This window comes from Mycobacterium sp. C31M (assembly GCF_053345865.1).
In genome coordinates this window covers 375562-400029 of the sequence record NZ_JBKFAX010000001.1, presented here as the reverse complement: position 1 = coordinate 400029, position 24468 = coordinate 375562, and the positions used below count along the sequence as shown (strand labels likewise).

General features: G+C 66.4%; 22 protein-coding genes. 10 read left to right on the top strand and 12 right to left on the bottom strand.

What is annotated here, in order from left to right; all coding sequences use genetic code 11:
- Nucleotides 1-53 precede the first annotated feature (53 nt).
- Nucleotides 54-482: a hypothetical protein gene (locus tag ACLBYA_RS01860; protein ID WP_447707641.1), complete on the top strand. Its 429-nt coding sequence runs from the start codon at nt 54-56 to the stop codon at nt 480-482.
- A 78-nt stretch (nt 483-560) separates the two neighbouring features.
- On the top strand, nt 561-2036 hold the full coding sequence (locus ACLBYA_RS01855; protein ID WP_447707640.1) for an FAD-dependent oxidoreductase: 1476 nt from the start codon (nt 561-563) through the stop codon (nt 2034-2036).
- On the opposite strand, the gene coaA is transcribed toward ACLBYA_RS01855, so the two are convergent.
- The gene (coaA, locus tag ACLBYA_RS01850) at nt 2008-2940 is read right to left on the bottom strand and encodes a type I pantothenate kinase (RefSeq protein WP_447707639.1); all 933 of its coding nucleotides are present in this window, start codon (nt 2938-2940) and stop codon (nt 2008-2010) included. The two genes, ACLBYA_RS01855 and coaA, sit on opposite strands and share 29 nt — an antisense overlap.
- Before the next feature lie 30 nt (nt 2941-2970).
- On the opposite strand from coaA, the gene ACLBYA_RS01845 reads away from it, so the two are divergent.
- The 6 genes from ACLBYA_RS01845 (at nt 2971) to ACLBYA_RS01820 (ending at nt 9283) form a co-directional block, all read left to right on the top strand.
- Nucleotides 2971-4173: a DUF885 domain-containing protein gene (locus tag ACLBYA_RS01845; protein WP_447707638.1), complete on the top strand. Its 1203-nt coding sequence runs from the start codon at nt 2971-2973 to the stop codon at nt 4171-4173.
- Between the two features lie 42 nt (nt 4174-4215).
- Nucleotides 4216-5664, top strand: a complete 1449-nt coding sequence (locus tag ACLBYA_RS01840; RefSeq protein WP_447707637.1) for a glycine hydroxymethyltransferase — start codon at nt 4216-4218, stop codon at nt 5662-5664.
- A 55-nt stretch (nt 5665-5719) separates the two neighbouring features.
- Complete coding sequence (locus ACLBYA_RS01835; protein ID WP_447707636.1) at nt 5720-6547, top strand: acyl-ACP desaturase; 828 nt, start codon at nt 5720-5722, stop codon at nt 6545-6547.
- A 200-nt stretch (nt 6548-6747) separates the two neighbouring features.
- Nucleotides 6748-8061: a PhoH family protein gene (locus ACLBYA_RS01830; protein ID WP_447707635.1), complete on the top strand. Its 1314-nt coding sequence runs from the start codon at nt 6748-6750 to the stop codon at nt 8059-8061.
- Nucleotides 8062-8063: 2 nt separating this feature from the next.
- Entirely contained in the window at nt 8064-8768 is a 705-nt protein-coding gene (locus ACLBYA_RS01825; protein WP_447707779.1) for a polysaccharide deacetylase family protein, read from the top strand.
- Nucleotides 8769-8803: 35 nt separating this feature from the next.
- Entirely contained in the window at nt 8804-9283 is a 480-nt protein-coding gene (locus ACLBYA_RS01820) for a hypothetical protein (protein ID WP_447707634.1), read from the top strand.
- On the opposite strand, the gene ACLBYA_RS01815 is transcribed toward ACLBYA_RS01820, so the two are convergent.
- The 3 genes from ACLBYA_RS01815 to glpX form a co-directional block, all read right to left on the bottom strand.
- Complete coding sequence (locus ACLBYA_RS01815) at nt 9243-9668, bottom strand: nuclear transport factor 2 family protein (RefSeq protein ID WP_447707633.1); 426 nt, start codon at nt 9666-9668, stop codon at nt 9243-9245. The two genes, ACLBYA_RS01820 and ACLBYA_RS01815, sit on opposite strands and share 41 nt — an antisense overlap.
- 87 nt (nt 9669-9755) lie before the next feature.
- On the bottom strand, nt 9756-11174 hold the full coding sequence (locus tag ACLBYA_RS01810) for a class II fumarate hydratase (RefSeq protein WP_447707632.1): 1419 nt from the start codon (nt 11172-11174) through the stop codon (nt 9756-9758).
- A 32-nt stretch (nt 11175-11206) separates the two neighbouring features.
- The gene (gene glpX / locus ACLBYA_RS01805) at nt 11207-12235 is read right to left on the bottom strand and encodes a class II fructose-bisphosphatase (RefSeq protein WP_447707631.1); all 1029 of its coding nucleotides are present in this window, start codon (nt 12233-12235) and stop codon (nt 11207-11209) included.
- Between the two features lie 55 nt (nt 12236-12290).
- On the opposite strand from glpX, the gene ACLBYA_RS01800 reads away from it, so the two are divergent.
- Nucleotides 12291-12938: a DUF4245 domain-containing protein gene (locus tag ACLBYA_RS01800; protein WP_447707630.1), complete on the top strand. Its 648-nt coding sequence runs from the start codon at nt 12291-12293 to the stop codon at nt 12936-12938.
- Between the two features lie 5 nt (nt 12939-12943).
- Here the strand turns inward: ACLBYA_RS01800 and ACLBYA_RS01795 are convergent, their stop codons facing one another.
- From ACLBYA_RS01795 to ACLBYA_RS01780, 4 genes are read right to left on the bottom strand one after another with little or no spacing between them, the layout of a single operon-like run.
- The gene (locus ACLBYA_RS01795; protein WP_447707629.1) at nt 12944-14149 is read right to left on the bottom strand and encodes an AI-2E family transporter; all 1206 of its coding nucleotides are present in this window, start codon (nt 14147-14149) and stop codon (nt 12944-12946) included.
- A gap of 21 nt (nt 14150-14170) precedes the next feature.
- Complete coding sequence (locus ACLBYA_RS01790; protein ID WP_447707628.1) at nt 14171-14950, bottom strand: SDR family NAD(P)-dependent oxidoreductase; 780 nt, start codon at nt 14948-14950, stop codon at nt 14171-14173.
- A gap of 2 nt (nt 14951-14952) precedes the next feature.
- The gene (locus ACLBYA_RS01785) at nt 14953-16017 is read right to left on the bottom strand and encodes an NAD-dependent epimerase/dehydratase family protein (protein WP_447707627.1); all 1065 of its coding nucleotides are present in this window, start codon (nt 16015-16017) and stop codon (nt 14953-14955) included.
- A gap of 60 nt (nt 16018-16077) precedes the next feature.
- Nucleotides 16078-17250 (bottom strand): cytochrome P450, encoded by a 1173-nt coding sequence (locus ACLBYA_RS01780; protein ID WP_447707626.1) that lies wholly within the window; start codon nt 17248-17250, stop codon nt 16078-16080.
- Nucleotides 17251-17414: 164 nt separating this feature from the next.
- Here ACLBYA_RS01780 and ACLBYA_RS01775 point away from each other — a divergent pair, with 164 nt between their 5' ends.
- On the top strand, nt 17415-17951 hold the full coding sequence (locus tag ACLBYA_RS01775; RefSeq protein WP_447707625.1) for a TetR/AcrR family transcriptional regulator: 537 nt from the start codon (nt 17415-17417) through the stop codon (nt 17949-17951).
- Between the two features lie 4 nt (nt 17952-17955).
- On the opposite strand, the gene ACLBYA_RS01770 is transcribed toward ACLBYA_RS01775, so the two are convergent.
- From ACLBYA_RS01770 to ACLBYA_RS01755, 4 genes are all read right to left on the bottom strand, one after another.
- Nucleotides 17956-20304, bottom strand: a complete 2349-nt coding sequence (locus tag ACLBYA_RS01770) for an arylsulfatase (protein WP_447707624.1) — start codon at nt 20302-20304, stop codon at nt 17956-17958.
- A 4-nt stretch (nt 20305-20308) separates the two neighbouring features.
- Nucleotides 20309-22627, bottom strand: coding sequence for an arylsulfatase (locus ACLBYA_RS01765; protein ID WP_447707623.1), 2319 nt, complete (start codon nt 22625-22627; stop codon nt 20309-20311).
- The gene (locus tag ACLBYA_RS01760; protein ID WP_447707778.1) at nt 22611-23486 is read right to left on the bottom strand and encodes a formylglycine-generating enzyme family protein; all 876 of its coding nucleotides are present in this window, start codon (nt 23484-23486) and stop codon (nt 22611-22613) included. Before ACLBYA_RS01760 ends, ACLBYA_RS01765 begins: the two co-directional genes overlap by 17 nt.
- A 79-nt stretch (nt 23487-23565) precedes the next feature.
- Complete coding sequence (locus ACLBYA_RS01755) at nt 23566-24468, bottom strand: HAD family hydrolase (protein ID WP_447707622.1); 903 nt, start codon at nt 24466-24468, stop codon at nt 23566-23568.

Here is a 24468-nt window from a genome sequence, read left to right as displayed (position 1 = left end):
TAGTGGCGTCGGTTCCGGTTCCGGCCCTCCACCTTCGACGAGAGGAACACCCGATGTCCGCCATCACCGCTCCTGCCGTATCCGCCGACTCCTTCCTGCGCCTTGCCATGCGCGCCGACGCGATCATCGTCTTCGTCGCGGGGGTGGCCCTGCTGGCCGCCGCGGGCTGGTTCGCCGACCTGACGGGTCTGCCGCGCTCGGTCGAAGTGGGCGTCGGCGTCTTCTCGGTCGTCTACGGTGTCGTCGTGATCGCGCTGGCCGCACTCGACCGGGTGCGCCCCGGTGGTATCGGCACCATCATTGCCAACCTGGTGTGCACCGTCATCGCCGTCGCGGTGGTGCTCGCCGGGGTGTTCGAGCTGACCGGTATCGGAATCGCGCTGGTTCTCGGCACCGGGCTGTACACCCTGGTGATGGCCGAACTGCAGTACGTCGGGGTGCGCAAGCTCGCCGGGGGCGAGCGAAGCGACGGGCGATACTGACGCAGTCAGGTAGCGCACTACTCGGGTCACGGCAGCCGACCGGGCGGACAGTGAGAAAGACCGTCCCAGGAGGTTGCCGTGACCGCTGTCGATACGTGTGACGTGTGCATCGTGGGTGCCGGGTTGGCGGGGATGAACGCTTTGTTCGTCGCTGGGCAGTACCTGCAACCCGGCCAGAAGGTCATCCTGCTCGAGCGCCGGCCGCGGGTCGGCGGCATGTGGGTCGACACCTATCCCTATGTGCGGCTGCATCAACCGCATCCGATGTTCACCGCCGGCAACATCGCGTGGACGCTGGGCCGCGAGCCGAGCTATCTGGCCACCCGTGATGAGGTGCTCGACCATTTCGAGCACTGCCTGCAGCAGATCCGGCAGCGCATCCAGATCGATGTGCGGTTCGGCTGGACGCTGCTATCTGACTCCGAGCAGGACGCCGGTGTACAGATCAGCTGTCGCGACGACACCGGTGCGACACGCACCGTCGAGGCCGATCGGTTGATCAAGGCCTACGGTCTGCGCGTCACGCCCAACGAGCCGCTGGCGGTGTCGAGCGACAATGTCCGTTCGGTGTCACCCAATTCCTGCGATGTGCGGTGCGGTGAATTCGTCGACAGCGCGGCGCCGGTATGGATCATCGGCAGCGGTAAGACGGCCATGGACACCGCGCACACGATCATCACCGACAACCCCGGCCGTGAGGTGAACATGGTGGCCGGCACGGGAACGTTCTTCAGCAACCGGGACAGGTTCTTTCCCGCCGGCTGGAAGCGGTACTGGTCGGGACTCCCGGTCAGTGCGCTCGGTCCGAAGCTGAGTCGTCGCTTCGACGGAACCAACGAAGAGCAGACGATGCGCTGGCTGCACACCACCTATGGCACCGGGCCGGTCGCGCGGCCGGGCCATTTCATGGTCGGGGTGCTGTCGGAGGCCGAGAACCGCACCATCACCGCCGGATTGAACGACGTCATCACCGATCACCTCGACGACATCGTCGATCGCGACGGGGTGACCGAGCTGGTGTTGCGCGGCGGCCGGACACAGGAAATCGAACCCGGCAGCTGGGTGGTGAACTGCACCGGCTACCTGGTGGGCGCCGATGTGCCCTACGAGCCCTACACCTCACCCAGCGGCAGGGTCCTCTCGCTGCAGCCCCGGTCGATGACGTTGCATCTGACGTCCTATATGGGCTACTTCATGACGCATCTGATGTTCCTGGACAAGCTGAACTCGCTGCCGCTGTATGCGGTGGATCTGCAGGAACTGGCGGACAGATCAAAGACGGTGCTGCCGTGCGTGATGTTCGCGCTGGTGCAGTACAACCTGAGTTTGACGTTCGATGCCGTGCCGGCCAAGGTCTTCGCCGATTGCGGGCTGGACTTCGACCGGTGGTATCCGCGGCACCGCCGGATGATCCGGACCGTACAGTTCCTGCGCACCCACCGCGCTGAGCGGGAACGCTTGCGCCGCACTCTGGACACCGTCGGCGAACGCTTCGAAGTCCGCTGCGGCCCACTGGAATCGGTGACTAGAGCTTCCGCAACCGCAGCCGGTTGATGGAGTGGTCGGAATCCTTACGCAACACCAGGGTGGCCCGCGGCCGGGTCGGCAGGATGTTCTCGATCAGGTTGGGCCGGTTGATCGAATGCCAGATGTCGTGGGCGGCGAACACCGCCTGCTCGTCGGTCAGTGTCGCGTAGTGATGGAAGTGCGAGGCCGGGTTGGCGAAGGCGCCGGCGCGCATCGACAGGAACCGGGAGATGTACCATTGCTCGATGTCCTCCAGTCGGGCATCGACATAGAGTGAGAAGTCGAACAGGTCCGAGACCATCAGCGCGGGCCCGGTCTGCAGGACGTTGAGGCCCTCCAGGATCAGGATGTCGGGCTGGCGGATCCGCTGTTTCTCGCCGGGCACGATGTCGTAGATCAGGTGTGAGTACACCGGGGCGCAGGCCTGATCCGAGCCCGACTTGACCGCGGTGACGAAACGCATCAGCGCGCGCCGGTCGTAGCTCTCCGGGAAACCCTTGCGGTGCATCAGGTTCCGTCGGGCCAGCTCGGCATTCGGATAGAGGAAGCCGTCGGTGGTCACCAGGTCGACGCGGGGGTGGTGCTCCCAGCGGGACAGCAGCGCCTGCAGCACACGCGCCGTGGTGGACTTGCCCACCGCGACACTGCCGGCCACTCCGATGACGAACGGCACCGGGTTGTCCGGGTTCTGCTCACCAAGGAATTCGGCGGTGGCGGCGAACAACCGTTGGTGGGCGGCAACCTGCAGATGGATCAACCGGGCCAACGGCAGGTAGACCTCTTCGACCTCCAGCAGGTCGATCTGCTCGCCCAGGCCGCGCAGGCCGACGAGCTCGGCTTCGGTCAGTGCCAACGGGGTCGACATACGCAACGAGCGCCATTGGGTCCGGTTGAACTCCACATAAGGGCTCGGCTCGCTGGGCCGCGACATGTTTCCAGTCTTGCATTTACGGTTGACGGTATGAACGTCAGCACCCTCATTGATGAATATCTCTTGCTCGGTCTGCGCTTCGACCGCGTCGAGGAGGGCTATGTCGACTCGTTTACCGGCGACCCGACGCTGCGCCAGCGGGTGGCCGACGAACCCACCCCCGATCCGGCCGAACTCGCCCGCACAGCCCGGCGGCTGCTGGCCGAGGTGCCGGCCGCCGAGGGCCTCGACACCCAGCGCGCCGATTACCTGAGCGCGCACCTGAAGGCACTGGCTTGCGCCGGCCGCAAGTTCGCCGGCGAGGACGTCGGATTCGTCGAGGAGGTCCGCGAGTACTTCGACGTCGACATCACCAAGGGCGATCAGGACCGCTACCGCGACTCCCACCGCAAGCTCGACGAGGCGCTCGGCGGCAGTGGACCGCTGGCGCAGCGGCTGCAGGCCTACCGGCAGACCGAGGAGATCCCGCCGGCCCGCCTCGAGGAGTGCATCCATGCGTTCTCCTCGGCGCTGCGCGACCGGGTGCGCGCCACCTTCCCGCTGCCCGATGCCGAGACCATCAACTACGAGGTGGTCACCGACAAGCCGTGGTCGGGCTTCAACTACTACCTCGGCGACTACAAATCCACGGTCGCCGTCAACGCCGACCTCAAACAGCAGATGTCCAATCTGCCGCGGCTGGTCGCACACGAGTCCTACCCAGGCCATCACACCGAGCACTGCCGCAAGGAGGCCGGGTTGGTCAACGGCCAGAACCAGCAGGAGCAGACCATCTTCCTGGTCAACACGCCGCAGTGCCTGATGGCCGAGGGTCTGGCCGATCTGGCGCTGTACGCCGTGCAGGGACCGGACTGGGGCGCCTGGGCGGCCGATATCTATGCCGATCTGGGACTGCGGTTCGACGGGGAACGTTCGGCCACCATCTCCGAGGCGGCCGCCGCGCTGGCCGATGTCCGCCAGGATGCGGCGCTGATGCTGCACGACGAGCACCGTGACGTCGACGATGTCGTCGCCTACCTGAGCCGCTGGCTGCTCGTCACCGACGAACGGGCCCGGCAGATGCTGCGGTTCCTGTCCTCGCCGCTGTGGCGGGCCTATACCAGCACCTATGTCGAGGGTTACCGGCTGCTGCGTGCCTGGCTGGACGACCGGCCCGCCGAGGCGTCGCTGACAGAGCGGTTCGGCCGGCTGCTGGACGAACCGCTGATCCCGTCGAGTCTGCGCACCGCATAGGTGCCGTTCACGCGGCGTTCCAGCCCGACTACGCTCGTGGGCATGTCTGAGCCATCGACCGGCCTGGGTGCCGAGTACGCCGCCACCGCCAGCGCCGCCTACCGCTCGGCCCTGGAAGTCATCGAACAGGTCGAACCCCGGATCGCCGCCGCAACCCGCAAAGAGCTGGACGATCAACGGGATTCGCTGAAGCTGATCGCCAGCGAGAACTACGCCTCGCCGGCGGTGCTCCTGACCATGGGCACCTGGTTCTCCGACAAGTACGCCGAGGGCACCGTCGGGCACCGGTTCTACGCCGCCTGCCAGAACGTCGACACCGTCGAGGCGCTGGCCGCCGAGCATGCCCGCGAACTGTTCGGCGCCCCGTATGCCTACGCCCAGCCGCACTCCGGTATCGACGCCAATCTGGTCGCCTACTGGGCCATCCTGGCCACCCGCGTCGAGACCCCCGGCCTGGCCGAGTTCGGCGCCAAGCACGTCAACGACCTGTCCGAGGCGGACTGGGAGACGCTGCGCAACAAGATGGGCAACCAGCGGCTGCTCGGCATGTCACTGGACACCGGTGGCCACCTCACGCACGGTTTCCGGCCCAACATCTCCGGCAAGATGTTCCACCAGCGCCAGTACGGCACCGACCCGGCCACCGGTTTCATCGACTACGACGCTGTGGCCGCCGCGGCCCGCGAGTTCAAGCCGCTGGTCCTGGTGGCCGGCTACTCGGCCTACCCGCGTCGGGTGAACTTCGCCAAGATGCGCGAGATCGCCGACGAGGTCGGCGCCACCCTGATGGTTGATATGGCGCATTTCGCCGGCCTGGTGGCCGGCAAGGTGTTCACCGGCGACGAGGACCCGGTGCCGCACGCGCACGTCACCACCACCACGACACACAAGTCGCTGCGCGGTCCGCGCGGCGGCCTGATCCTGGCGACCGAGGAATACGCCCCGGCCGTCGACAAGGGCTGCCCGATGGTGCTCGGCGGTCCGCTCTCGCATGTGATGGCGGCCAAGGCCGTCGCACTGGCCGAGGCCCGCCAGCCCGCGTTCCGCACCTACGCCCAGGCCGTCGCCGACAACGCGCAGGCACTGGCCGACGGGTTCATCAAGCGGGACGCCAACCTGGTCACCGGGGGCACCGACAACCACCTGGTGCTGCTGGACGTGACCTCGTTCGGACTGACCGGCCGCCAGGCCGAGTCGGCGCTGCTGGACGCCGGCATCGTCACCAACCGCAACGCGGTCCCCGCCGACGCGAATGGGGCCTGGTACACCAGCGGTATCCGCTTCGGTTCGCCCGCGCTCACCACCCGTGGTTTCGACCGCGACGATTTCGACCGGGTCGCCGAGTTGGTGGTCGAGGTGCTGTCCAACACCCAGGCGGACGGGACCTCGAAGGCCAAGTACACGCTGGCCGACGGTGTCGCCGACCGGGTCCGCGCCGCCTCGGCGGAGATCCTGGAAGCCAACCCGCTGTACCCGGGTCTGACCCTGTAGAAGACACGCGGCCGGCGATTTCGAAGAATCTGTGTCGGCGGGTTACAGTTACCTCATGGCACAGAAACCGGTTGCTAATGCACTGACCCTCGAGCTCGAGCCGGTCGTGGATGAGAACCTGTCGCGGCACCTCGCGACCGAGGAGCCCTGGTACGGACATGACTACGTGCCGTTCGACCAGGGCGAGAACTTCGCGTTCCTGGGTGGCAAGGACTGGGATCCGTCCGATGTGACGCTGCCCAAGGCTGTCACCGACGCCTGCGAGATCCTGCTCATCACCAAGGACAACCTCGCCGCCTACCACCGCGAACTCGTCGAGCACTTCATCCTGGAGGACAAGTGGGGCCGCTGGCTGGGCCGCTGGACCGCCGAGGAGCACCTGCACGCCGTCGCACTGCGCAACTACCTGGTGGTCACCCGCGAGGTCGACCCGACCGCCAACGAGGACGTCCGCGTCGAGCATGTGATGAAGGGTTACCGCGCCGACCGGTTGACCCAGATCGAGACCCTGGTGTTCATGGCGTTCTTCGAGCGCTCGCACGCGGTGTTCACCCGCAACCTGCAGGCCCAGACTCCCGAGCCCACCCTGCAGGGGCTCGTCGGCCGGATCGCCGCCGATGAGGAGCGCCACACGGAGTTCTTCGCCAACCTCGTCTCGCACTGCCTGGGCACCGCCCGGGACGAGACCATCGCCGCCATCGCCTCGCGGGCCGCGGCCATGGATGTGGTCGGCGGGGATATCGACGCCTACGCCGACAAGCGGGCCACCGTCGCCGAGGCGGGCATCTTCGACGAGGCCGCACTGCGCACCGTCATCGCCGACCAGATTGCGGCATGGGGCCTGGCTGACGAGGCGCTGTTACGAGAGTTCACCGGCGCGTAACCTGTTGTGCCGGTTGACCCGGCGCGCCTGACGAGCACACCCGGTGGACCGGGAGTAGCGTCACTTCCGATGGCTAGCGAATTGCTTTGCTGTCCGGGCGGTACCGATCTTCTCGCGAGAACGGGACCGGCCCCGGTCCTCGGTTCCGCTGCGCCCGCCGAAAACACCTTCGCGGGGCCGCGGAGGTCTAGGAGCGCCTCGTGACCGATCCGATCCGGACCTATGTGCTCGACACCTCCGTGCTGCTGTCCGATCCCTGGGCAATCACACGGTTCGCCGAGCATGAGGTGGTTGTCCCGCTCGTCGTCATCAGCGAGTTGGAGGCCAAACGGCACCATCACGAACTCGGCTGGTTCGCCCGCCAGTCCCTGCGGTTGCTCGACGACCTGCGTCTGGAACACGGTCGTCTCGATCAGCCGATTCCCATTGGGACAGAAGGCGGGACCCTACAGGTCGAGCTCAATCACAGTGACCCGACGGTGCTGCCGTCGGGGTTCCGGAACGACAGCAACGACGCGCGCATCCTCACCGTCGCGGCGAATCTCGCCGCCGAGGGCAAACTCGTCACTCTGGTCAGCAAGGACATCCCGCTGCGGGTCAAGGCCGGTGCCGTCGGGCTGACCGCCGATGAATACCACGCCCAGGATGTGGTGACCTCGGGCTGGACCGGCATGGACGAGCTCGATGTCGCCGCCGAGGAGATCGACACGCTGTTCGCCGATGGTGATCTGGATCTGGCCGCGGCGCGAGATCTGCCCTGCCACACCGGAGTTCGGTTACTGGGTAGCGGCAGCTCGTCGGCGCTGGGCCGGGTGAACGCGGACAAGCGCGTGCAGCTGGTGCGAGGTGATCGCGAAGTGTTCGGCCTCCGGGGAAGGTCCGCCGAACAGCGCGTCGCACTCGATCTGCTGCTCGACGAATCCGTCGGCATCGTCTCGCTCGGCGGCAAGGCCGGTACCGGCAAGTCGGCGCTGGCGCTGTGCGCCGGCCTGGAGGCGGTGCTGGAGCGGCGCACCCAGCGCAAGGTCGTGGTGTTCCGGCCGCTCTACGCCGTCGGCGGCCAGGATCTGGGCTACCTGCCCGGCAGCGAGAGCGAGAAGATGGGCCCATGGGCGCAGGCCGTCTTCGACACCCTGGAGGGGCTGGCCAGCCCGGCGGTCCTGGAGGAGGTGCTCTCCCGCGGGATGCTGGAGGTGCTGCCGTTGACCCATATCCGGGGCCGGTCGCTGCACGACTCCTTCGTGATCGTCGACGAGGCGCAGTCGCTGGAACGCAATGTGTTGCTGACGGTGCTGTCCCGGCTGGGCTCGGGATCGCGGGTGGTGCTCACCCACGATGTGGCTCAGCGCGACAACCTGCGGGTCGGCCGGCATGACGGTGTCGCGGCGGTCATCGAGAAGCTCAAGGGGCATCCGTTGTTCGCGCACATCACGCTGATGCGCAGCGAGCGGTCCCCGATTGCGGCGCTGGTGACCGAGATGCTCGAGGAGATCAGCCCGAACGCCCTGCCGTGAGAGTGATTTGTGGAGTCGTAGCCGTACTCATTGCGGTTACGACTCCACAAATCGCCGAAGCACAGACTGTCGACTGCGCGGTGGTCAAGTGTGTGGTGCTGACGTTCGACGACGGCCCCGCCCCCGATACCGACCGGCTGCTCGACGTGCTGGCCGCCAATGACGCGAAGGCGACGTTCTTCCTCATCGGGGACAAGGTCGCCACCGACCCGGCAGCGGCCCGGCGTATCGCGGCGGCCGGCATGGAGATCGGGAACCACACCTGGAGTCACCCCGATCTGACGACGCTGCCCGCCGTAGATATCCCCGACCAGCTGAGTCGCGCCACCGAGGCCATCGTGGCGGCGACCGGGCAGCGGCCCGGATTGCTGCGGCCCGGCTTCGGCAAGGTGGACGACCGGGTGCTGGCCGAGGCCGGCCGACAGGGGATGGCGGTGGTCAACTGGGATGTCGTGCCCTACGACTGGATCCACGACACCGATACCGAGGCGAGTCGTGACCTGCTGATGGCCCACGTCCAGCCGGGTTCGGTGGTATTGCTGCACGATATCTTCGCCTCGACGGTCGACCTGGTTGCCGAGTTCATACCGGTCCTGAAGGCCAATGGCTACCACCTGGTGACGGCCGGCCACCTGCTGGGGGAGCGTGCCCCTGGCAGCCTGTACGGCGGTGTCGAGAACGGCCCGCCGGTCAACACGCTGCGCTGACGTTTACCGCCTGCGTTCCGCGGATACCCCGCGGTATGGCGACTTTGGTGGAGCAGTACGTCGGCGCGATCGCCTACGACGTGTCCGGCGCGAAAATCGGGAAGATCGACAAGCTGTTCGTGGACGGCCAGAGCAGGGAACCGCGGTGGGCATCGGTACGGACCGGGTTTCTCGGATCGTCGCACGCCATCCTGCCGCTGACCGGGTCCCGTCGTGCCGATGGCGCGGTCACCGTCGTCGTCGACAAGGCGGCGGTGAAGGACGCGCCGGCGATTCCCGATGGTGACGGCATCACCCGCGAGGATGCGCACCGGCTGACCCGCCACTACCGCCTGGACGAGGAGCACCCGGAGGCGCCGGAACCCCCGCCGCAGAGCCACCACTCCTCGGCGCTCGACGTCCTTTCGGCGGCAGCGGGTATCGGCGGTACCGCCGTCAACACGGCGGCCTACACCGATACGACGGCCGAGGAGGTCACTGAGCCAGCGGAGAGCCCGGAGCAAACCCCTCGGTGACCACCCTCCGGTGACCGAACCGCCACCCGTCGGGGCCGGGTATGACCACGTCGCGATAGGTGCCCCAGTGGTCGAGGCCGCGGGTCCCGATGAACTGGAAGCACGCATAGGTTTTCGCGGTACCGTCCGGTCGCGGCTCGACATGTATCGAGGACAGGTGATGCCGGGCCGGTAGGAACTCGGCCTCGGCGAACCGGTCCGCGGTGTCCTGGAACATCCGCAGGATCGCATCGGGACCCGCATACTGCTGATCGCCTATCTGGAGGATTCCGTCCGGCGCGAACAGCTGCGCAAGCTGCTCGACCTTGCCGGTATCGGCCAGGTACTGATACGTGGTCATCAGGTCGCTGACACCGACGCGGATCTTCAACTCATCGTCCGTCACGAAAGTCACCTCATCTCTGCCGAGAAGCCACATGTGCCCCCGAACTCGTGCGAATCCGGGGGCACATGTGTCTTCTCGCGGGAAAAACTAGTCGCCGGGCTTGACCTTCGCCATGGCCAGAACGTCGAGACGCTTGTCCAATTCGGCCTCGGACAGCTTGTCGCCGATCAGGCCGCGGTCGATGACCGTCTGGCGGATGGTCTTGCGCTCCTTGAGCGCTTCCTTGGCGACCTTGGCGGCCTCCTCGTAACCGATCGCCGAGTTCAGCGGCGTCACGATCGACGGCGAGGACTCGGCCAGTTCACGCAGATGCGCGTCGTTGGCCACCAGGCCGTCGATGCACTTGGTGGCGAACAGCTTCGAGACGTTCGACAGCAGGGTGAACGACTCCAGCACGTTGCGTGCCATCATCGGGATGTAGACGTTCAGCTCGAACGCACCCGACAGGCCGCCGACGGTGACCGCGGCGTCGTTACCGATGACCTGCGCGGCCACCTGGGTAACCGCCTCGGGCAGAACCGGATTGACCTTGCCCGGCATGATCGAGCTGCCCGGCTGCAGGTCGGGCAGCTGTAGTTCGCCCAGACCGGTCAGCGGGCCCGACCCCATCCAGCGGATGTCGTTGGCGATCTTGGTCAGCGACACCGCGATGGTCTTCAGTGCGCCGGAGGCCTCGACCAGCCCGTCGCGGGCGGCCTGTGCCTCGAAAGAGTCTGCGGCGGTGCGCAGTTCGGCGATTCCGGTCTGGTCGACGAGGACGTCGACGACCTTGGCCCCGAATCCGTCGGGGGCGTTGAGGCCGGTGCCGACGGCGGTGCCGCCGATGGCCAGCTCGCCCAGTCGGGGCAGGGTCGCCTTGACCCGCTCGATACCCGCCTCGATCTGGCGGGCGTAGCCGCCGAACTCCTGGCCCAGGGTCACCGGCACGGCGTCCATGAGATGGGTGCGGCCGGACTTGACGGTGGTCTTCCACTGCCGGGCCTTGACCGTCAACGACTCGTGCAGGATCTCCAGCGCCGGGATCAGGTGGCGCACAGCGGCTTCGGTCGCCGCGATATGCGTGGCGGTGGGGAAGGTGTCGTTGGAGCTCTGCGACATGTTGACGTCGTCGTTGGGGTGGATCTTGACGCCGTTGGCCGCCGCGATGGACGCGATGACCTCGTTGGCGTTCATGTTGGAGCTGGTGCCCGACCCGGTCTGGAACACGTCGATGGGGAACTGGTCGTCGTGGCGCCCGTCGGCGATCTCGGCGGCCGCGGCGATGATCGCGTCGGCCTTGTCGGCGGCCAGCAGACCCAGGTCCTTGTTCACCTGGGCGCAGGCGCCCTTGAGCAGGCCCATCGCCCGGATCTGGGTGCGCTCCAGCGGGCGGAAGGAGATCGGGAAGTTCTCCACGGCCCGCTGGGTCTGGGCGCGCCACAGCGCGTTCTTGGGCACCCGTACCTCGCCCATGGTGTCGTGCTCGATGCGGTATTCCGTGCTGTCGACGTCGGTGTCGGCGCTCATTTTCTCCCTGTTCGTGTTGGTGTGCGGGTGAGTTAGGGCAGTGGGTACGCGGCCGAGCTGTCGCCGGTGAAGTTGACCGCGGAGTACTCGTTGAGCTTGGCGAGCCGGTGGTAGGCGTCGATCATCCGGACGGTGCCGGACTTGGACCGCATCACGATGGACTGGGTGGTGCAGCCGCCGCCGAAGTAGCGCACACCCTTGAGCAGGTCGCCGTCGGTGACGCCGGTGGCGCAGAAGAAGACGTTCTCACCGGCCACCAGATCCTTGGTGGTCAGCACGCGGTCCAGGTCGTGGCCGCGGTCCAGGGCCCGCTGGCGCTCTTCGTCGTCGGTGGGGGCCAGGGTGGCCTGGATCTCGCCGCCCATACAGCGGATGGCGGCCGCGGCGATGATGCCCTCCGGGGTGCCGCCGATACCGACGAGCAGGTCGGTGCCGGACTCGGGCCGGCAGGCCGCGATGGCGCCGGCGACGTCACCGTCGGAGATCAGCCGGATGCGGGCACCGGCCGAGCGCACCTCCTCGATCAGCTTGGCGTGCCGCGGACGGTCCAGGATGCAGACCGCGACGTCGGAGACCGACGCCTTGCGGACCTTGGCGATGCGCTGGATGTTCGCCGCGATGGGGGAGGTGATGTCGATGAAGTCCGCGACATCGGGGCCGCCGGCGATCTTGTTCATGTAGAACACCGCGGACGGGTCGAACATGGCGCCCCGTTCGGCCACCGCGAGCACCGAGATGGCGTTCGGCATGCCCTTGCTCATCAGGGTGGTGCCGTCGACCGGGTCGACGGCGAAATCGCAGTCCGGGCCGTCGCCGTTGCCGACCTCTTCACCGTTGTAGAGCATCGGGGCGTTGTCCTTCTCGCCCTCGCCGATGACCACGACGCCCTTCATCGAGACCGAGTTGACCAGCTCGCGCATGGCGTCGACGGCGGCTCCGTCGCCACCCTCCTTGTCGCCGCGGCCGACCCACCGGCCGGCGGCCATGGCCCCGGCCTCGGTGACACGGACGAGTTCGAGGGCAAGGTTGCGGTCCGGTGCTTCCCGGCGCGAAGGCGTCATGGCGCAGATTGTCCCATTAGCGGGCCTGACTTTGGGAACTGGGATACTGGCTGTCATGACCACCCCGGAACCGGACCCCGACGAGCGTGTTGTCGTGCCGGTGGCGCGTCCTGCCAAGGACCGGCTGCTGCACGACGGCCGCGACATGTTCTGGTCGATGGTGCCGTTGATCGTGGCGTGCGTGGCGCTGGCCGGTCTGCTGGGGATGTGCTCGTTTCAGCCCAGCGGGCCAGGTCAGGGCGAGGTGCCGAGCTTCGATGTGCCCGCCGCGCTGAACTCCGACGCGCAGACGTTGAAGCTGCCGGTGCGGATGCCCGAGCTGCCGCAGGGGTGGCAGGCCAACTCCGGCGGCCGCGGCGGTATCGACGGTGGCCGCACCGACCCGGCGACCGGACAGTCGGCCCGGGCCGTGACCTCGCGGGTGGGCTACATAGCCCCCAGCGGGATGTACCTCAGCCTGACCCAGAGCAATGCCGACGAGGCCCGGCTGGTCGGGTCGCTCGATGTCGAGGCCGTCCCGACCGGGGCACAGGATGTCGACGGCACCACCTGGGTGGTCTACGAGCCGGGTGAGGGTGAGCCGATCTGGACGACGCGGTTGTCCGGCCCGGTGCAGGTGGCGATCACCGGGGCCGGCAGCGCCGAGGATTTCCGGACGTTGGCCCTGGCCGTGCAGAAAGCCGAACCGCTGCCCACGAACTGAAGGCGTCAGTCCTCGTCACGATCGGGTGGCACCGTCGCCGGTGGCGTCGGTGTCGGGGTCACGCGGCGGGCGCGGGCCTTGGCGATGAGTTGACGTAGTCGGCTGGGTTTGTCCGGCTCGTCCTCCAGGGCTTCGGTGCCCATCTCCATCGGCACCCCCTTGTAGACCCACAGGTACACGCTGATGGTCGTGACGATGACGATCATCACCACCGGGCCGATGACGATGCCCAGGAATCCGAACATGGTGATGCCGGCGAACACCGACAGCAGCATCAGCGCCGAGTCGAGCTTGGCCTCCTTGGGCACCAGGATCGGGCGCAGCACATTGTCGATGTTGGTCACCACGATGATGTGGAAGACGATGACGAACACACCCCCGACGACGTTGCCGAACAACGCCATCCCGATGCCGAACGGGATGGTGACGATGCCACCACCGAGGGGGATCACCGACAGTGCCGACAGCAGGATCGCGAAGATGAAGAACCCGTCGTGGAAGCCGGCGATGTAGATGGAGATGGCGCCGGCGACACCCTGGGCGAGCGCGATGACGAACTGACCGCGGACGGTGCCGCGCACCATGGCCGCCATCTTGGCCAGGTAAAGGTCGGTGGCCTCTTCGCCGAGGGGGTTCAGCCGTCGGATCAGTAGCCGCAGCTCGTCGCCGTTGACCAGGATCGAGATGAACACGTACAGGAAGATGACCGCGGCGGTCAGCCCTCCGAACAGGCCGCCGGCCGCACCCTGCAGGAATTCCAGGCCCCATTCGCCGGCCCGCTGGGCGAACGTCACCACCCAGTGCTGGAGCTGCTCGGGGGTGATGTCGGTGCTGGAGAGGAACGGCACCCGGTCCAGCAGTTCGTTGACCACCTTCAGCGACCGGTCGCCCAGGGTGCTGAGGTCGGTCTTGCCGATCCAGTCCGCGACGCTGCGCACCATGGTGGTGATCTGCACGACGCCGATGGCCACCGCGCCACTGATCGGGATGATCACGATGGCCAGCGCCGCGAGCAGCGTGATGGTGGCCGACAGGCCCGCGCTGAACCGCTTGCGCAGCCGGTCGTAGACGGGATCGAAGAGGTACGCCACCACGGCGGCCACCACGATGAGGATGAAGTAGCCGCGCAGGAAGTAGGCCCCGAAGGCGATCGCGGCGACGGTCGCGATGGCCAGTGCCCGCTTCTGGCTGAGAGTGAACTCAGTTTTCACGGGTCTATTTGACAGGTTCTGTCACTGTTGCGCGAGCTTCATGATGTGTCCGAGCAAATCCGGGTACCGCTTCATGTGTGCGCCGCCGTTGAGATCGAGCACCTCGCCGGTCAGCCAGGAGGCTTTGGTGAGGAAGACGACGGCCTCGGCGATGTCCTCCGGGGTTCCCGCCCGGCCCAACGGGGTGTTCTCGACGTACTCCTCGACCACGCCGGGAACCAGGGCGGCGCCCTCGGTGAGCGGGGTGTGCACGAACCCGGGTGCGACGGCGTTGACGCGGATGCCGCGCGGGGCCAGTTCCAGGGCGGCGACCTGGGTGAGCATCGACAGCCCCGCCTTGGCCGAGCAGTAGGCGCTCATGCCGGCGGCGGGTTGGCGGCCGTTGAGCGAGGAGATGGAGATCAGCGAGCCGCCCTCGCTCAAGTGCTTGCCGGCGTACTTGGCGACGATGAACGCGCCGTTGAGACAGACGTCGATGACCGCGCGGAAGTCCTCGACCGCCATGTCGACGATGAGTCCGATATTCGAGAAGCCGGCGCAGCTGACGACGGTGTCGACGGTGCAATCTCCCGTCGCTTCGCTCGCCCCGCTCCCGATCTTCTCGAAAAGTGTTGCCACCGAGGCCTCGTCGGTGACGTCGACTGCCGCGCTGTGGTGTGGTGCGCCGAGTTCGGCCGCGCGCGCGGCGGCACCGTCACCGTTGCGGTCGGCGATGACCACGCGGTAGCACTCGGCGGCCAGGGCCTGCGCCGATGCCCAGCCGATACCCGATGCGCCGCCTACGATTACGGCTGTCTTCATGTTCACACTCCGTCCGGTCGTGGGTCGCCCCATTTGTCGGTGATGGCCGCCCACGGGTCGGCGTAGCGTCGGCCACTGCCGTGATACGGGCTCTGCCGCTTGAGAATCTGCTTGGCCAGCGGTGCGACGATCCGCAGCAGCGGACGTTTGATTCCGGCGTTCTCGGCCGTCTCGATCAGCATGTCCGGCCAGGAATGGTGCTGGAAACCGAGCACCTGTTGCGCGCGGGTGGTGTCCATCCAGTCGGTGTTGAACCAACCGGCGTCATTGCCCGGGTCGCCCTTCAACCCGGTGGGCAGGCCGCCGACCAGTCCGAGCGCGGCGGCCATCGCGGGTGCGACATCTCCTTGCACCAGTCGGTGGGTGGCGTCGTCGCCGCCGATCAGCAGGGTCTCGCCGAGGGCGTCGGCGGTGGTGGCGGCAGCGAACGCGAACGCCACATCTCGGACGTCGACGGTCTGCAGCCGGCCGTCCGTGGGCAACATCGCCTCGAAGAAGAAGTTGTCGATCTTCATGTACGAGCCGGGGGTGGCGGTCAGCACGCCGCCCAGGCGCAGGATCACCCAGTCCAGGTTCGAGGTGCGCACGATCTTCTCGGCCCTGACCTTGTGGTCGCCGTAGATGTCGGCGGGGTTGACCGGGGTATCGGCCGTCAGCACCCCGTCGACCGTATGCGGATTGCGGGACCCGTACACCGCGATGCTGGAAGCCAGCACGAAACGTGGCGGATCGGAGAGCTTTTCGGCCGCCCGGACCAGGCTGGCGGTGGCATCGACGTTGACTTTCTCGGCCAGTCCGCGGCGTTGGTAGATGAACGGCGGGATGACCGCGGCCAGGTGGACGATGGCGCCGGGGGAGGTGTCGCCGACCAGTGCACCGACGGCGGTCGGGTCGGTCAGGTCGGCCCAGCGCACCGTGACACCGGCCGGCAGCGACTCGGCGGCCTTGCGGTTGGCCGGGATGTCGAGGTCGGTGGCGATGACGGGACGCCCGTCGGCGACGAGGCGTGCCACGGTGGCCGAACCGACCAGGCCGAAGGCGCCGGTCACCAGCACGGTGTCGGACATGGACCCTCCATCGGGTAGTTAGAACGTCTTCTGAACCCTAGCGAACGGTCCTGGGATCCTTCAGTGCAAACGCAGATCCAGTCGGGCGGGTCGGCGGACCAGCACGCTGGGCAGCCACTGCGGCTTTGCCGGTGCCTCCAGCCAGCTGGTGCGGTGCAACAAGTGGGTCAGGACGGTGCGGGCCTCCAGGCGGGCCAGCGCGGCGCCGACGCAGAAATGCAGCCCCTTGCCGAATCCCAGGTGGGTTCTCGGGGTGGTGCGGTCGAGGCGGAACTCGTTGGGGGACTCGAACTTTCGCGGATCACGATTTGCCGCGCCCCACAGCAACAGCAGGTGCTCGCCGGCACGTAGCTCGGTGCCGGCCAGCGTGGTGTCGTTGAGAACGTGCCGGTAGTGGCCGCGGAACGGGGATTCGTATCGCAGCACTTCGTCGATGAAGGGCATGAGCAGACCGGGGTCAGCGCGGATCTTGCGTTGGATCTCGGGCCGGGTGCCCAGCAGCCAAGCGGCACTGCCCAGCAGTGAGGCCGTGGATTCGGCGCCCGCGGCCACCAACTGGACCAGGATCAGGCCGGCAGCGGTCGGGTCCAGGTCACGGGCGAGCTGTCCCATCAGATTGTCGCCGGGATCGGCTGCCGCCCTGATGAATTGATCGATCAGATAGGAGGCGAGCTCCATTGCGGCCACCGCTGCACCGGCGAGTTGTGCGTCGTCGACCAGGCCGTCCATCAGCTGGGTGCTGGCGTAGGCGCGCCGCACCAACTCGTCGACATCGGTATCGGGCAGTCCGAGCAGGTGGGCGACCACCATCATGGGGAGCCGATTCGCCAGCGTCATCCAGTCCTGATCGGCACCGGTCCACAGCTCGTCGAAGGCGGCGTCGATCACCGGTGCCAGCTCCAGGAGACGTTTGGCGGCGAGCTTGAGCAACACCGGTTTACGGTGCACGGCGTGTGTAGGTTCATCCGCGGTGGCCAGCACGTGCGACGGGTCGCCGGCACCGGCCATGCCGAACGGGGTCACCGTGCCGTCGGCCCGGTAGACCATGGTGGCGGTCAGATTCGAGGAGAAGGTATCGGTGCGGGCGGTGGCCTCGATGACGGCATCCCACGTCGACACCAGGTGGAATCCGCTGTCGGCGATCTGTCGGACGGGGGTGCGGCGCAAACGGTCATAGAGCGGGTAGGGCTCGTCGAGGGTGTCGAGGGCGAAGAAGTCCTGGGCCGCAATCATTTTCCCAGGTTCGGGCGCGGCGCGTGTGCGGTCAATGGGTGGAGGCGAAGTTGATATGGGGTGCCGGCGACGGGTGGGTGTCACCGTCTCAACGCGGCGCTCGGACCTGGAGGTTCTTGAGAATACTTCCGATTTTTGTCTCAATCTGAGATATACATACTGTTGTGTCTCCACGGCGTTCGGACTGGTTGGTCGGCGACCGCAGTGCGGTCGCTGCCGAGCGCATCTATGCCGCCGCCGCGGAGATGATGAGCCGCGACGGATTCGACGACATCGATATCGACGCACTGGCCGCGGCGGTGCACTGCTCGCGGGCCACGGTCTACCGCCATGCCGGGACCAAGGCCCAGATCCGTGATGCGGTGCTGGCCCGGTCGGCGGCTCGCATCGTGGCGGTGGTGCGGGCCGCGATCGACGGCCTCGCAGGGCAGGGCCGGGTGCTGACCGCGATCACGGTGGCACTGCGCGAGATCCGCGCTGATCCACTGGCCGCCACCGTGGTCGGTGCGCCCGGTGCGCGGTCGCTCACCGCGTCGGACGCGGTCATGGGTTACGCGGCGGAGTTCGCCGGGGTTGCCGACGACGACCCGGAGGCCGCCCAGTGGATCGTGCGGGTCGTCTTGGCACTGCTGTTCTGGCCGGCGGCCGACCCGGTCGACGAAGCGCGGTTACTGGAACGCTTCGTCGGGCCGGGCTTCTGACGGGTCAGTCCATCTTGGTGGACATCTCCAGACGTTGCATGCCGGTGGGCTCTGCGGTGTCGCCGAAGTTGAACGTCACCGATTCGATGGTGCCGGTGAACGGGAACAGACCCTTGTCCTCGTAGTCGTCGCACACCGGCGACACGGTGTCCATGCCGACGTCGAAACACTCGGTACCGCAGCGGCCGGGAACCTGACGCGCGATGCGGGCCTCGGCCACCTGCGCACCGTCCACGCTCACCGTCACATTGGCCGGGCAACCCATCTGTGCGGAATCGGGTGTGAAGTCGACGACGATGGTGTGCTCACCCGGGGCCAGGAGGTCCGCGGCGGTGGCGTCGTAGCGTTCCACGCCGAAGAAGTTGTAGTGGTACCGCACCTTGCCGTCCCACAGGAACAGCGCGAACCCGGCGGTGTCGCCGCCGAGTGCGCACAACACCCCCTCGGCGCCGTTGTCGGGAATGCGCACGGGCACGGTGATCCGGTGCGGGACCCCGATCATCTTCGGTGCCGAGCCCTCGGGGAGGCGTGTCATGCCCGGATAGAACGTCACCTCCTTGCGGCCGGTGAAGAAGCTGGGTCGCAGCGTGACGTCCATCCGTTCGGTGAAACTGTCGTCGAGCGGCAGCACGTTGTACTTGGCCGCCTCGGCCTGAAACCGGTCCTTGAGTGCCTGTAGCTTTTCGGGATGTCGTTCGGCCAGATCGACCGATTGGCTGAAATCCTCGGCGATGTTGTACAACTCCCACACATCGTCGGTAAAGGGGAAGTGGCCCAGACCCTCCCACGGCAGCCGACCGTGCCGACAGGAGGCGATCCAGCCCTGGTGGTACAGCGCGCGGTTACCCAGCATCTCGAAATACTGGGTGTCGTGCGTACTCTTGGCGTCGGCCTCACCGAATGTGTAGGCCAGGCTGGTTCCCTCGATGGGCCGCTGGATGTATCCGTTCACCTCGGTGGGCTGCCGGATACCCACAATCTCCAGAACCGTTGGCACGATGTCGATCACGTGGTGGAACTGTGACCGCACAGCGCCGTGGTCGGTGATGTGCTTGGGCCAGGACACCACCATGCCGTTGCGGGTCCCGCCGAAGTGCGAGGCGATCTGCTTGGTCCACTGGAACGGGGTGTCCCCGGCATGCGCCCAACCGACCGCATAGTGTGGCGAGGTGCCCGGCAGCCCCCACCGGTCCTTGAACCGCATGGCCTCGTCGATGGTGGGTGTCAGGCCGTTGAGGTTCATGATCTCGTTCGGGGTGCCGACATGTGAGCCCTCGGCCGAGGACCCGTTGTCGCCCAGGATGTAGATGACAATCGTGTTGTCGAGCTCGCCGATCTGCTCGATGGCGTCAACCACCCGGCCCACCTCGAAGTCGGTGTGTTCCAGGAAATCCGCGTAGTTCTCGGCTTGCAGCGCGAACAGCTCCCGGTGCTCGGCGGGCTGGCTGTCCCAGGACGGGATCTGTTCGGGCCGTGCGGTCAGCTGCGTGCCCGGCGGAATGATGCCCATATCGAGTTGGTTCTGGTGCACCGTCTTTCGGTACGCGTCCCAGCCCATGTCGAAACGCCCCTTGTTGCGGCCGCGCCAGTCCAGCGGTGGTTGATGCGGGGCGTGCGCGGCGCCGGTGGAGAAGTAGGCGAAGAACGGCCGGTCCGGGGCGATGGTCTTTTGTTGACGGATCCAGCCGATGGCGTCATCTGCCAGATCCCGTTGCAGCTGATACCCGTCCTCGGCCCTGGCCGGTGGTTCGACCGGGGTGGTGCCGCGGATCAGGCAGGGGAAGAACTGGTCGGTCTCGCCGCCGATGAACCCGTAGAAATAGTCGAAACCCTGGTTGGTGGGCCAGTTGTCGAACGGACCGGCCGGGCTGGTCTGGTTGTCGGGGACGTTGTGGTTCTTGCCCCACCAGCCGCAGGTGTAGCCGGCTTGTTTGAGCAGTTCGCCCATGGTGGCACAGCTCTTCGGGATGATCCCGCAGTAGCCCGGATAGCCGGTCGCCATTTCCTGGATGACGCCGGTGGCCACTGAGTGGTGGTTGCGCCCGGTCAGCAGTGCCGCCCGGGTGGGCGAGCACAGCGCGGTGGTGTGGAACTGGTTGTAGAACAGTCCCTTTGCGTGCAGCCGTTCGGCGGTGGGCATGCGGACCAAACCGCCGTTGACGCTGGGCCAACCGAAGCCCACATCGTCGAGCAGCACCAGCAGGATGTTGGGTGATCCTTCAGGCGCGGTGCGCGGTGGTGGGAAGTTCGGGGTGGAATCAGCCGCGAACTCGTTGATCTTCGCGTCCGGGAAGTTCCATTCCGGCTCGGGCAGGTGGTAGCGGTCCAGGTGCAGCGGGAACTCGTCGGCCATTGTCTCAATCCCTCGCGAACGCTGCCGCGGCTTCCTTTTCCAGGTCGACGTACTGGTCGTTGCCGACATCGATGCCGACCCCCAGGATTCTGCCGCCGGTGAACGCCACCGGTGAGTACTCGCGACTCACCGGGTCGGCGCTGTCGAAGCCCACACACAGCCCGTCCCCGCACAGCGTGAACGTGCCGACCTGGGCGCGCATCGGACCCTGCGCCACCACCTGGTCTCCGACGTACAGCTTTGTGGTACCCAATGATTCACCGTGCTGGCCGGAGCCCTCGCGGGTGAACTCCACGCCCAGCACCAGCTGTCCGGGTGTCAGCACCTCGGAGACGAACGTCTGTTCGGGCTTGATCCCGAGGAAGTTGTATACGTAGTGCAGCTTCTGATCCTTGATGAACAGTGTGTGCCCGCCGAAGCGCGCGCCGTGCGCAAAGATGACACCCTGGGAATCTGCGGTCACCTCGACGTCGGCGAGAATTTTGTAGGAACGGCCCCGGATGTTGACCGCCACCGCTTCGGGCACCGGCGTGGTATCCGGGTAGTAGATGTACCGAGACCGCACCGGCTCGCTCTGCGGGCGTTCCACGGTGATCATCTCGACGGCGGACCGATCATCCAGCGGCAGCACGAAGTTCGCATCGGCCTCCTCGAACCACGCGTTGATCAACTCCTGCAATTTCTCCGGATGCTGCTCGGCCAGGTCGTGTGCCTCCGAGCGGTCCTCGTCGACGTGGTAGAGCTCCCAGTGGTCCTGGTCGAAATGACCTTTCCCGCTGATCGGTGCGTGGACGGCCGACGCCTTCCAGCCGTCCTGCCAGATGCCGCGGGTGCCGAGCATCGCGTAGTACTGACGCTTCTTGGTGGTCGGCGATTTGGCTGCGTCGAAGCTGTAGCGCATAGACACCCCGTTGAGCGGGAACTGTTGCACACCGCGATAGGTCGAGGGCATCTCCAAGCCGACGGCTTCCAAGATGGTCGGCACGATATCGGTCGAGTGATGGTACTGGTGGCGCATCTCGCCCTTGGCCTTGATGCCTGCGGGCCAGTGGATGATCATGGGATCGCAAGTGCCGCCGGCGAACTGCGAGTACCGCTTGAACATCTGGTACGGCGTGGAGAACGCAGCGGCCCACCCGGTGGGGTAGTGGTTGTAGGCGTCTGGTCCGCCGAGCGCGTCGATGTAGGACAGGTTCTCCGAGAGGTCATCGGGGTAGCCGTTGAAGAATTTGTTCTCGTTGACCGAGCCGTGCGGGGTGCCCTCGCCGGAGGCGCCGTTGTCGGCACAGTAGAAGATGAGCGTGTTGTCGAGTTGGCCGGTGCGTTCCAGGAATTCGACGATCCTGCCGATCTGGGCGTCCGTGTACTCCGAGAAGCCGGCGAACACCTCGGCCATCCGGCTGAACAACTTCTTCTCGTCATCGCTGAGTCCGTCCCAGGCCGGCACGAAGTCGGCGGGGTTGGCGACATCCTCGGGCAGTGGATTGAGTGGGGTCAGTTCGGTGTCCGTCGGCACTACCCCGCGTTCCTTCATCCGCTCGAGGACCCATTCGCGGTAAGCGTCGTAGCCGTCGTCGAACATCCCCTTGTACTTGTCGATGTACTCCTGCGGGGCATGGTGTGGGGCATGATTTGCGCCGGGGCAGAACCACATGAACCACGGCTTGGATGGGGCCACCGAGTACTGATCCCGGAGCATGGTGATTGCCTGATCGGCCAGATCCTTGGACAGATGATAGCCCTCTTCGGGCGTGGCCGGCGGCTCGATGAAGTGGTTGTCGACCACCAGATCTGGATACCACTGGTTGGTCTCACCGCCCAGGAAGCCGTAGAACCGGTCGAACCCCTTCGCCAGTGGCCACTCGGAACGATTGCCCGCCGCTGAGATGTCCTCGACGGGTACGTTGTGGTTCTTGCCGATCCAGTAGGTGGCGAATCCGTTGTCCTGCAACACCTGACCGATGGTGGCGCACTCTGCCGGCAGCCGTGCGGCAGCACCCGGGAAGCCGTTGGAACCTTCGGTGATCGAGGCGAAACGGTTGACGTGGTGGTTGCGTCCGGTGAGGAAGGTGGATCGGGTGGGGGAGCACAGCGCGGTGGTGTGCCACTGAGTGTAGGTCAGGCCGTTCTCGGCCAGCTTGTCGAGGGTGGGCATGTTGACGCGACCGCCATAGGGTGACCAGGTTGCCTGCCCGGTGTCGTCGTACAGGATCACCAGGACATTGGGTGCGCCCTCAGGTGCCTTCTTCAGGGTGTAGGGCGTCCAGTCGGCGACGGAGTCGCGGACATCGAGTTTGATCACGCCGTTAAAGGGTTGTGTCATGGTGCGCTCCTTCTGGTCGGATACAACGAAAGCCGATGTGGCTCATACCGGTATCGATCTGTTGTGGCCTCCGCGCCGCCGGCCGATAGCGCTTGCAGTAATTGTCGGCACACAAGTATGAGCCGCCCTTGATGACCTTGCGCGGGATGCCGGAATGGGGGTCGCGGCTGTCGGAGGCGCAGCACGGTTCAGTGGCACGGTCCTCGCCGAACCAGTCCGTGGTCCACTCCCATACGTTGCCGGCCATGTCGAACAGGCCGTAATCGTTGGCAGGGAAGCTGCCGACGGGTGTGGTTGTGCCGTAGCCGGTATCGGGCAGATAGGGGAACTCGCCATGCCAATAGTTCGCGAGCTGTTGGCCAGTCGTCTCGGGTTCTTCGCCCCAGGTGTAGGCGGCGTGTGTCAGCCCGCCGCGGGCCGCGGTCTCCCACTGCGCTTCGGTCGGTAGGTTCAGCCCCGCCCAGTTGGCGTAGGTCTGGGCGTCCTCGAACGCGATGTGCACGACGGGGTGGTCGTGGCGGTTGCGCAACGTCGATCTGGGGCCGCGCGGGTGGTTCCAGCACGCGCCGGGTGTCCAGGTCCACCACTGGCTGAGGTGACGAAGGTCGACCGGGCCTGCGGTGCGAGTGAACACCATGGAGCCGGGCACCAAGTTTTCCTTCGGCGCCCCCGGGTACTGGGCCGCGTCGAGCGGGCGTTCGGCGACAGTGACATACCCTGTTGCCGAGATGAATTCGGTGAACTGGGCGTTGGTCACCTGGTGGCGTTGTATCCAGAACCCGTCCACCATGACGTCGTGGGCGGGCGCCTCTTCGGGGTAGTGCGTGTCGGATCCCAGACGTGCAGTCTGCCGCGGGATCCATGCCCACCGGTCGTCGAGGTTGACGTTCGGGCGGGAATCACTCGCACTTTCTGGCCCGTTTGTTCGTTTGGGCGAATCAGGAAGGGAAGACATGGGCCCAGTCGTTCTTGATGCTGGTGACCGTCCAACCACTGGATGCGGCCAGTGCCAGTGCCTTTTCGGCGCCTGCGGTGTAGTCGAACTCGCGGTCGGCATCGTCGTGCCGGATCAGTAGCTGCATCGACGGGTGTGTGCCTGCCTGGCTGAACTGCAGCATCTCGATGTCACCGTTGGAATTACCCGCGGCGAAGATGGGTCGCCGTCCGACCCGCCCCCAGATGCGCACCGGTTTCACCGGGCCGTCGTCGAGGAATTCCGGCCGGTTGCTCGTCCGTAGGTGTCCGTCGGCGAAGTCCAGTCCGACCGAGCTGCCGATTACCCGCTCCGGTGGAATGCTGTACATGCCAGTGGCGACCGGCCGCATGAAATCGCGGCCGCCGCCGGAGACGATGTAGTTGGTGAAACCGTTGGCCTCCAGGTAGCGCAGCAGCTCTACCATCGGCGCGTAACCGCATGAGGTGTACGGCCGGCCCAACGTGGGATGAGTACCGCCTGCGAAGAAATCGGTGACCATGGCCGCGTGCTCCTCGACGGTCAGGCCGGCGTAGGCCGAAAGGAAGGATCCGGCAAGCAGTTTCAGCGCGGAATCGTCACCGTTGTAATGCTTGGTGACAGCATCGCCGAACCATGCCAGGTCACCGGCTGCCGCCGCCGCGTACGGCGGATTGTCCCGCAGAGACGGGTCGATGCTCGCCTGCTCGGCGAGCCGTCGGATCAGGAAGTCCAGCTGGATGTAGGCGGGTTTCTCCACCCACAGTGTGCCGTCGTTGTCGACGACGGCGACCCGTTCCTCGGGGGAAACCTCGGCCACCGCTCGGGCCACGAAGTCGATGATCGCCGACCTCGTGGACCCGTCGACCCAGCTGCTCAGATCGTTCAC

Excerpts from the sequence above, each read along its gene's own strand:
- ACLBYA_RS01860 (WP_447707641.1), top strand. The coding sequence starts at position 54 with ATGTCCGCCATCACCGCTCCTGCCGTATCCGCCGACTCCTTCCTGCGC.
- coaA (WP_447707639.1), bottom strand. The coding sequence starts at position 2,940 with ATGTCGCGGCCCAGCGAGCCGAGCCCTTATGTGGAGTTCAACCGGACC.
- ACLBYA_RS01845 (WP_447707638.1), top strand. The coding sequence starts at position 2,971 with ATGAACGTCAGCACCCTCATTGATGAATATCTCTTGCTCGGTCTGCGC.
- ACLBYA_RS01840 (WP_447707637.1), top strand. The coding sequence starts at position 4,216 with ATGTCTGAGCCATCGACCGGCCTGGGTGCCGAGTACGCCGCCACCGCC.
- ACLBYA_RS01835 (WP_447707636.1), top strand. The coding sequence starts at position 5,720 with ATGGCACAGAAACCGGTTGCTAATGCACTGACCCTCGAGCTCGAGCCG.
- ACLBYA_RS01820 (WP_447707634.1), top strand. The coding sequence starts at position 8,804 with ATGGCGACTTTGGTGGAGCAGTACGTCGGCGCGATCGCCTACGACGTG.
- ACLBYA_RS01810 (WP_447707632.1), bottom strand. The coding sequence starts at position 11,174 with ATGAGCGCCGACACCGACGTCGACAGCACGGAATACCGCATCGAGCAC.
- glpX (WP_447707631.1), bottom strand. The coding sequence starts at position 12,235 with ATGACGCCTTCGCGCCGGGAAGCACCGGACCGCAACCTTGCCCTCGAA.
- ACLBYA_RS01800 (WP_447707630.1), top strand. The coding sequence starts at position 12,291 with ATGACCACCCCGGAACCGGACCCCGACGAGCGTGTTGTCGTGCCGGTG.
- ACLBYA_RS01790 (WP_447707628.1), bottom strand. The coding sequence starts at position 14,950 with ATGAAGACAGCCGTAATCGTAGGCGGCGCATCGGGTATCGGCTGGGCA.
- ACLBYA_RS01785 (WP_447707627.1), bottom strand. The coding sequence starts at position 16,017 with ATGTCCGACACCGTGCTGGTGACCGGCGCCTTCGGCCTGGTCGGTTCG.
- ACLBYA_RS01780 (WP_447707626.1), bottom strand. The coding sequence starts at position 17,250 with ATGATTGCGGCCCAGGACTTCTTCGCCCTCGACACCCTCGACGAGCCC.
- ACLBYA_RS01770 (WP_447707624.1), bottom strand. The coding sequence starts at position 20,304 with ATGGCCGACGAGTTCCCGCTGCACCTGGACCGCTACCACCTGCCCGAG.
- ACLBYA_RS01765 (WP_447707623.1), bottom strand. The coding sequence starts at position 22,627 with ATGACACAACCCTTTAACGGCGTGATCAAACTCGATGTCCGCGACTCC.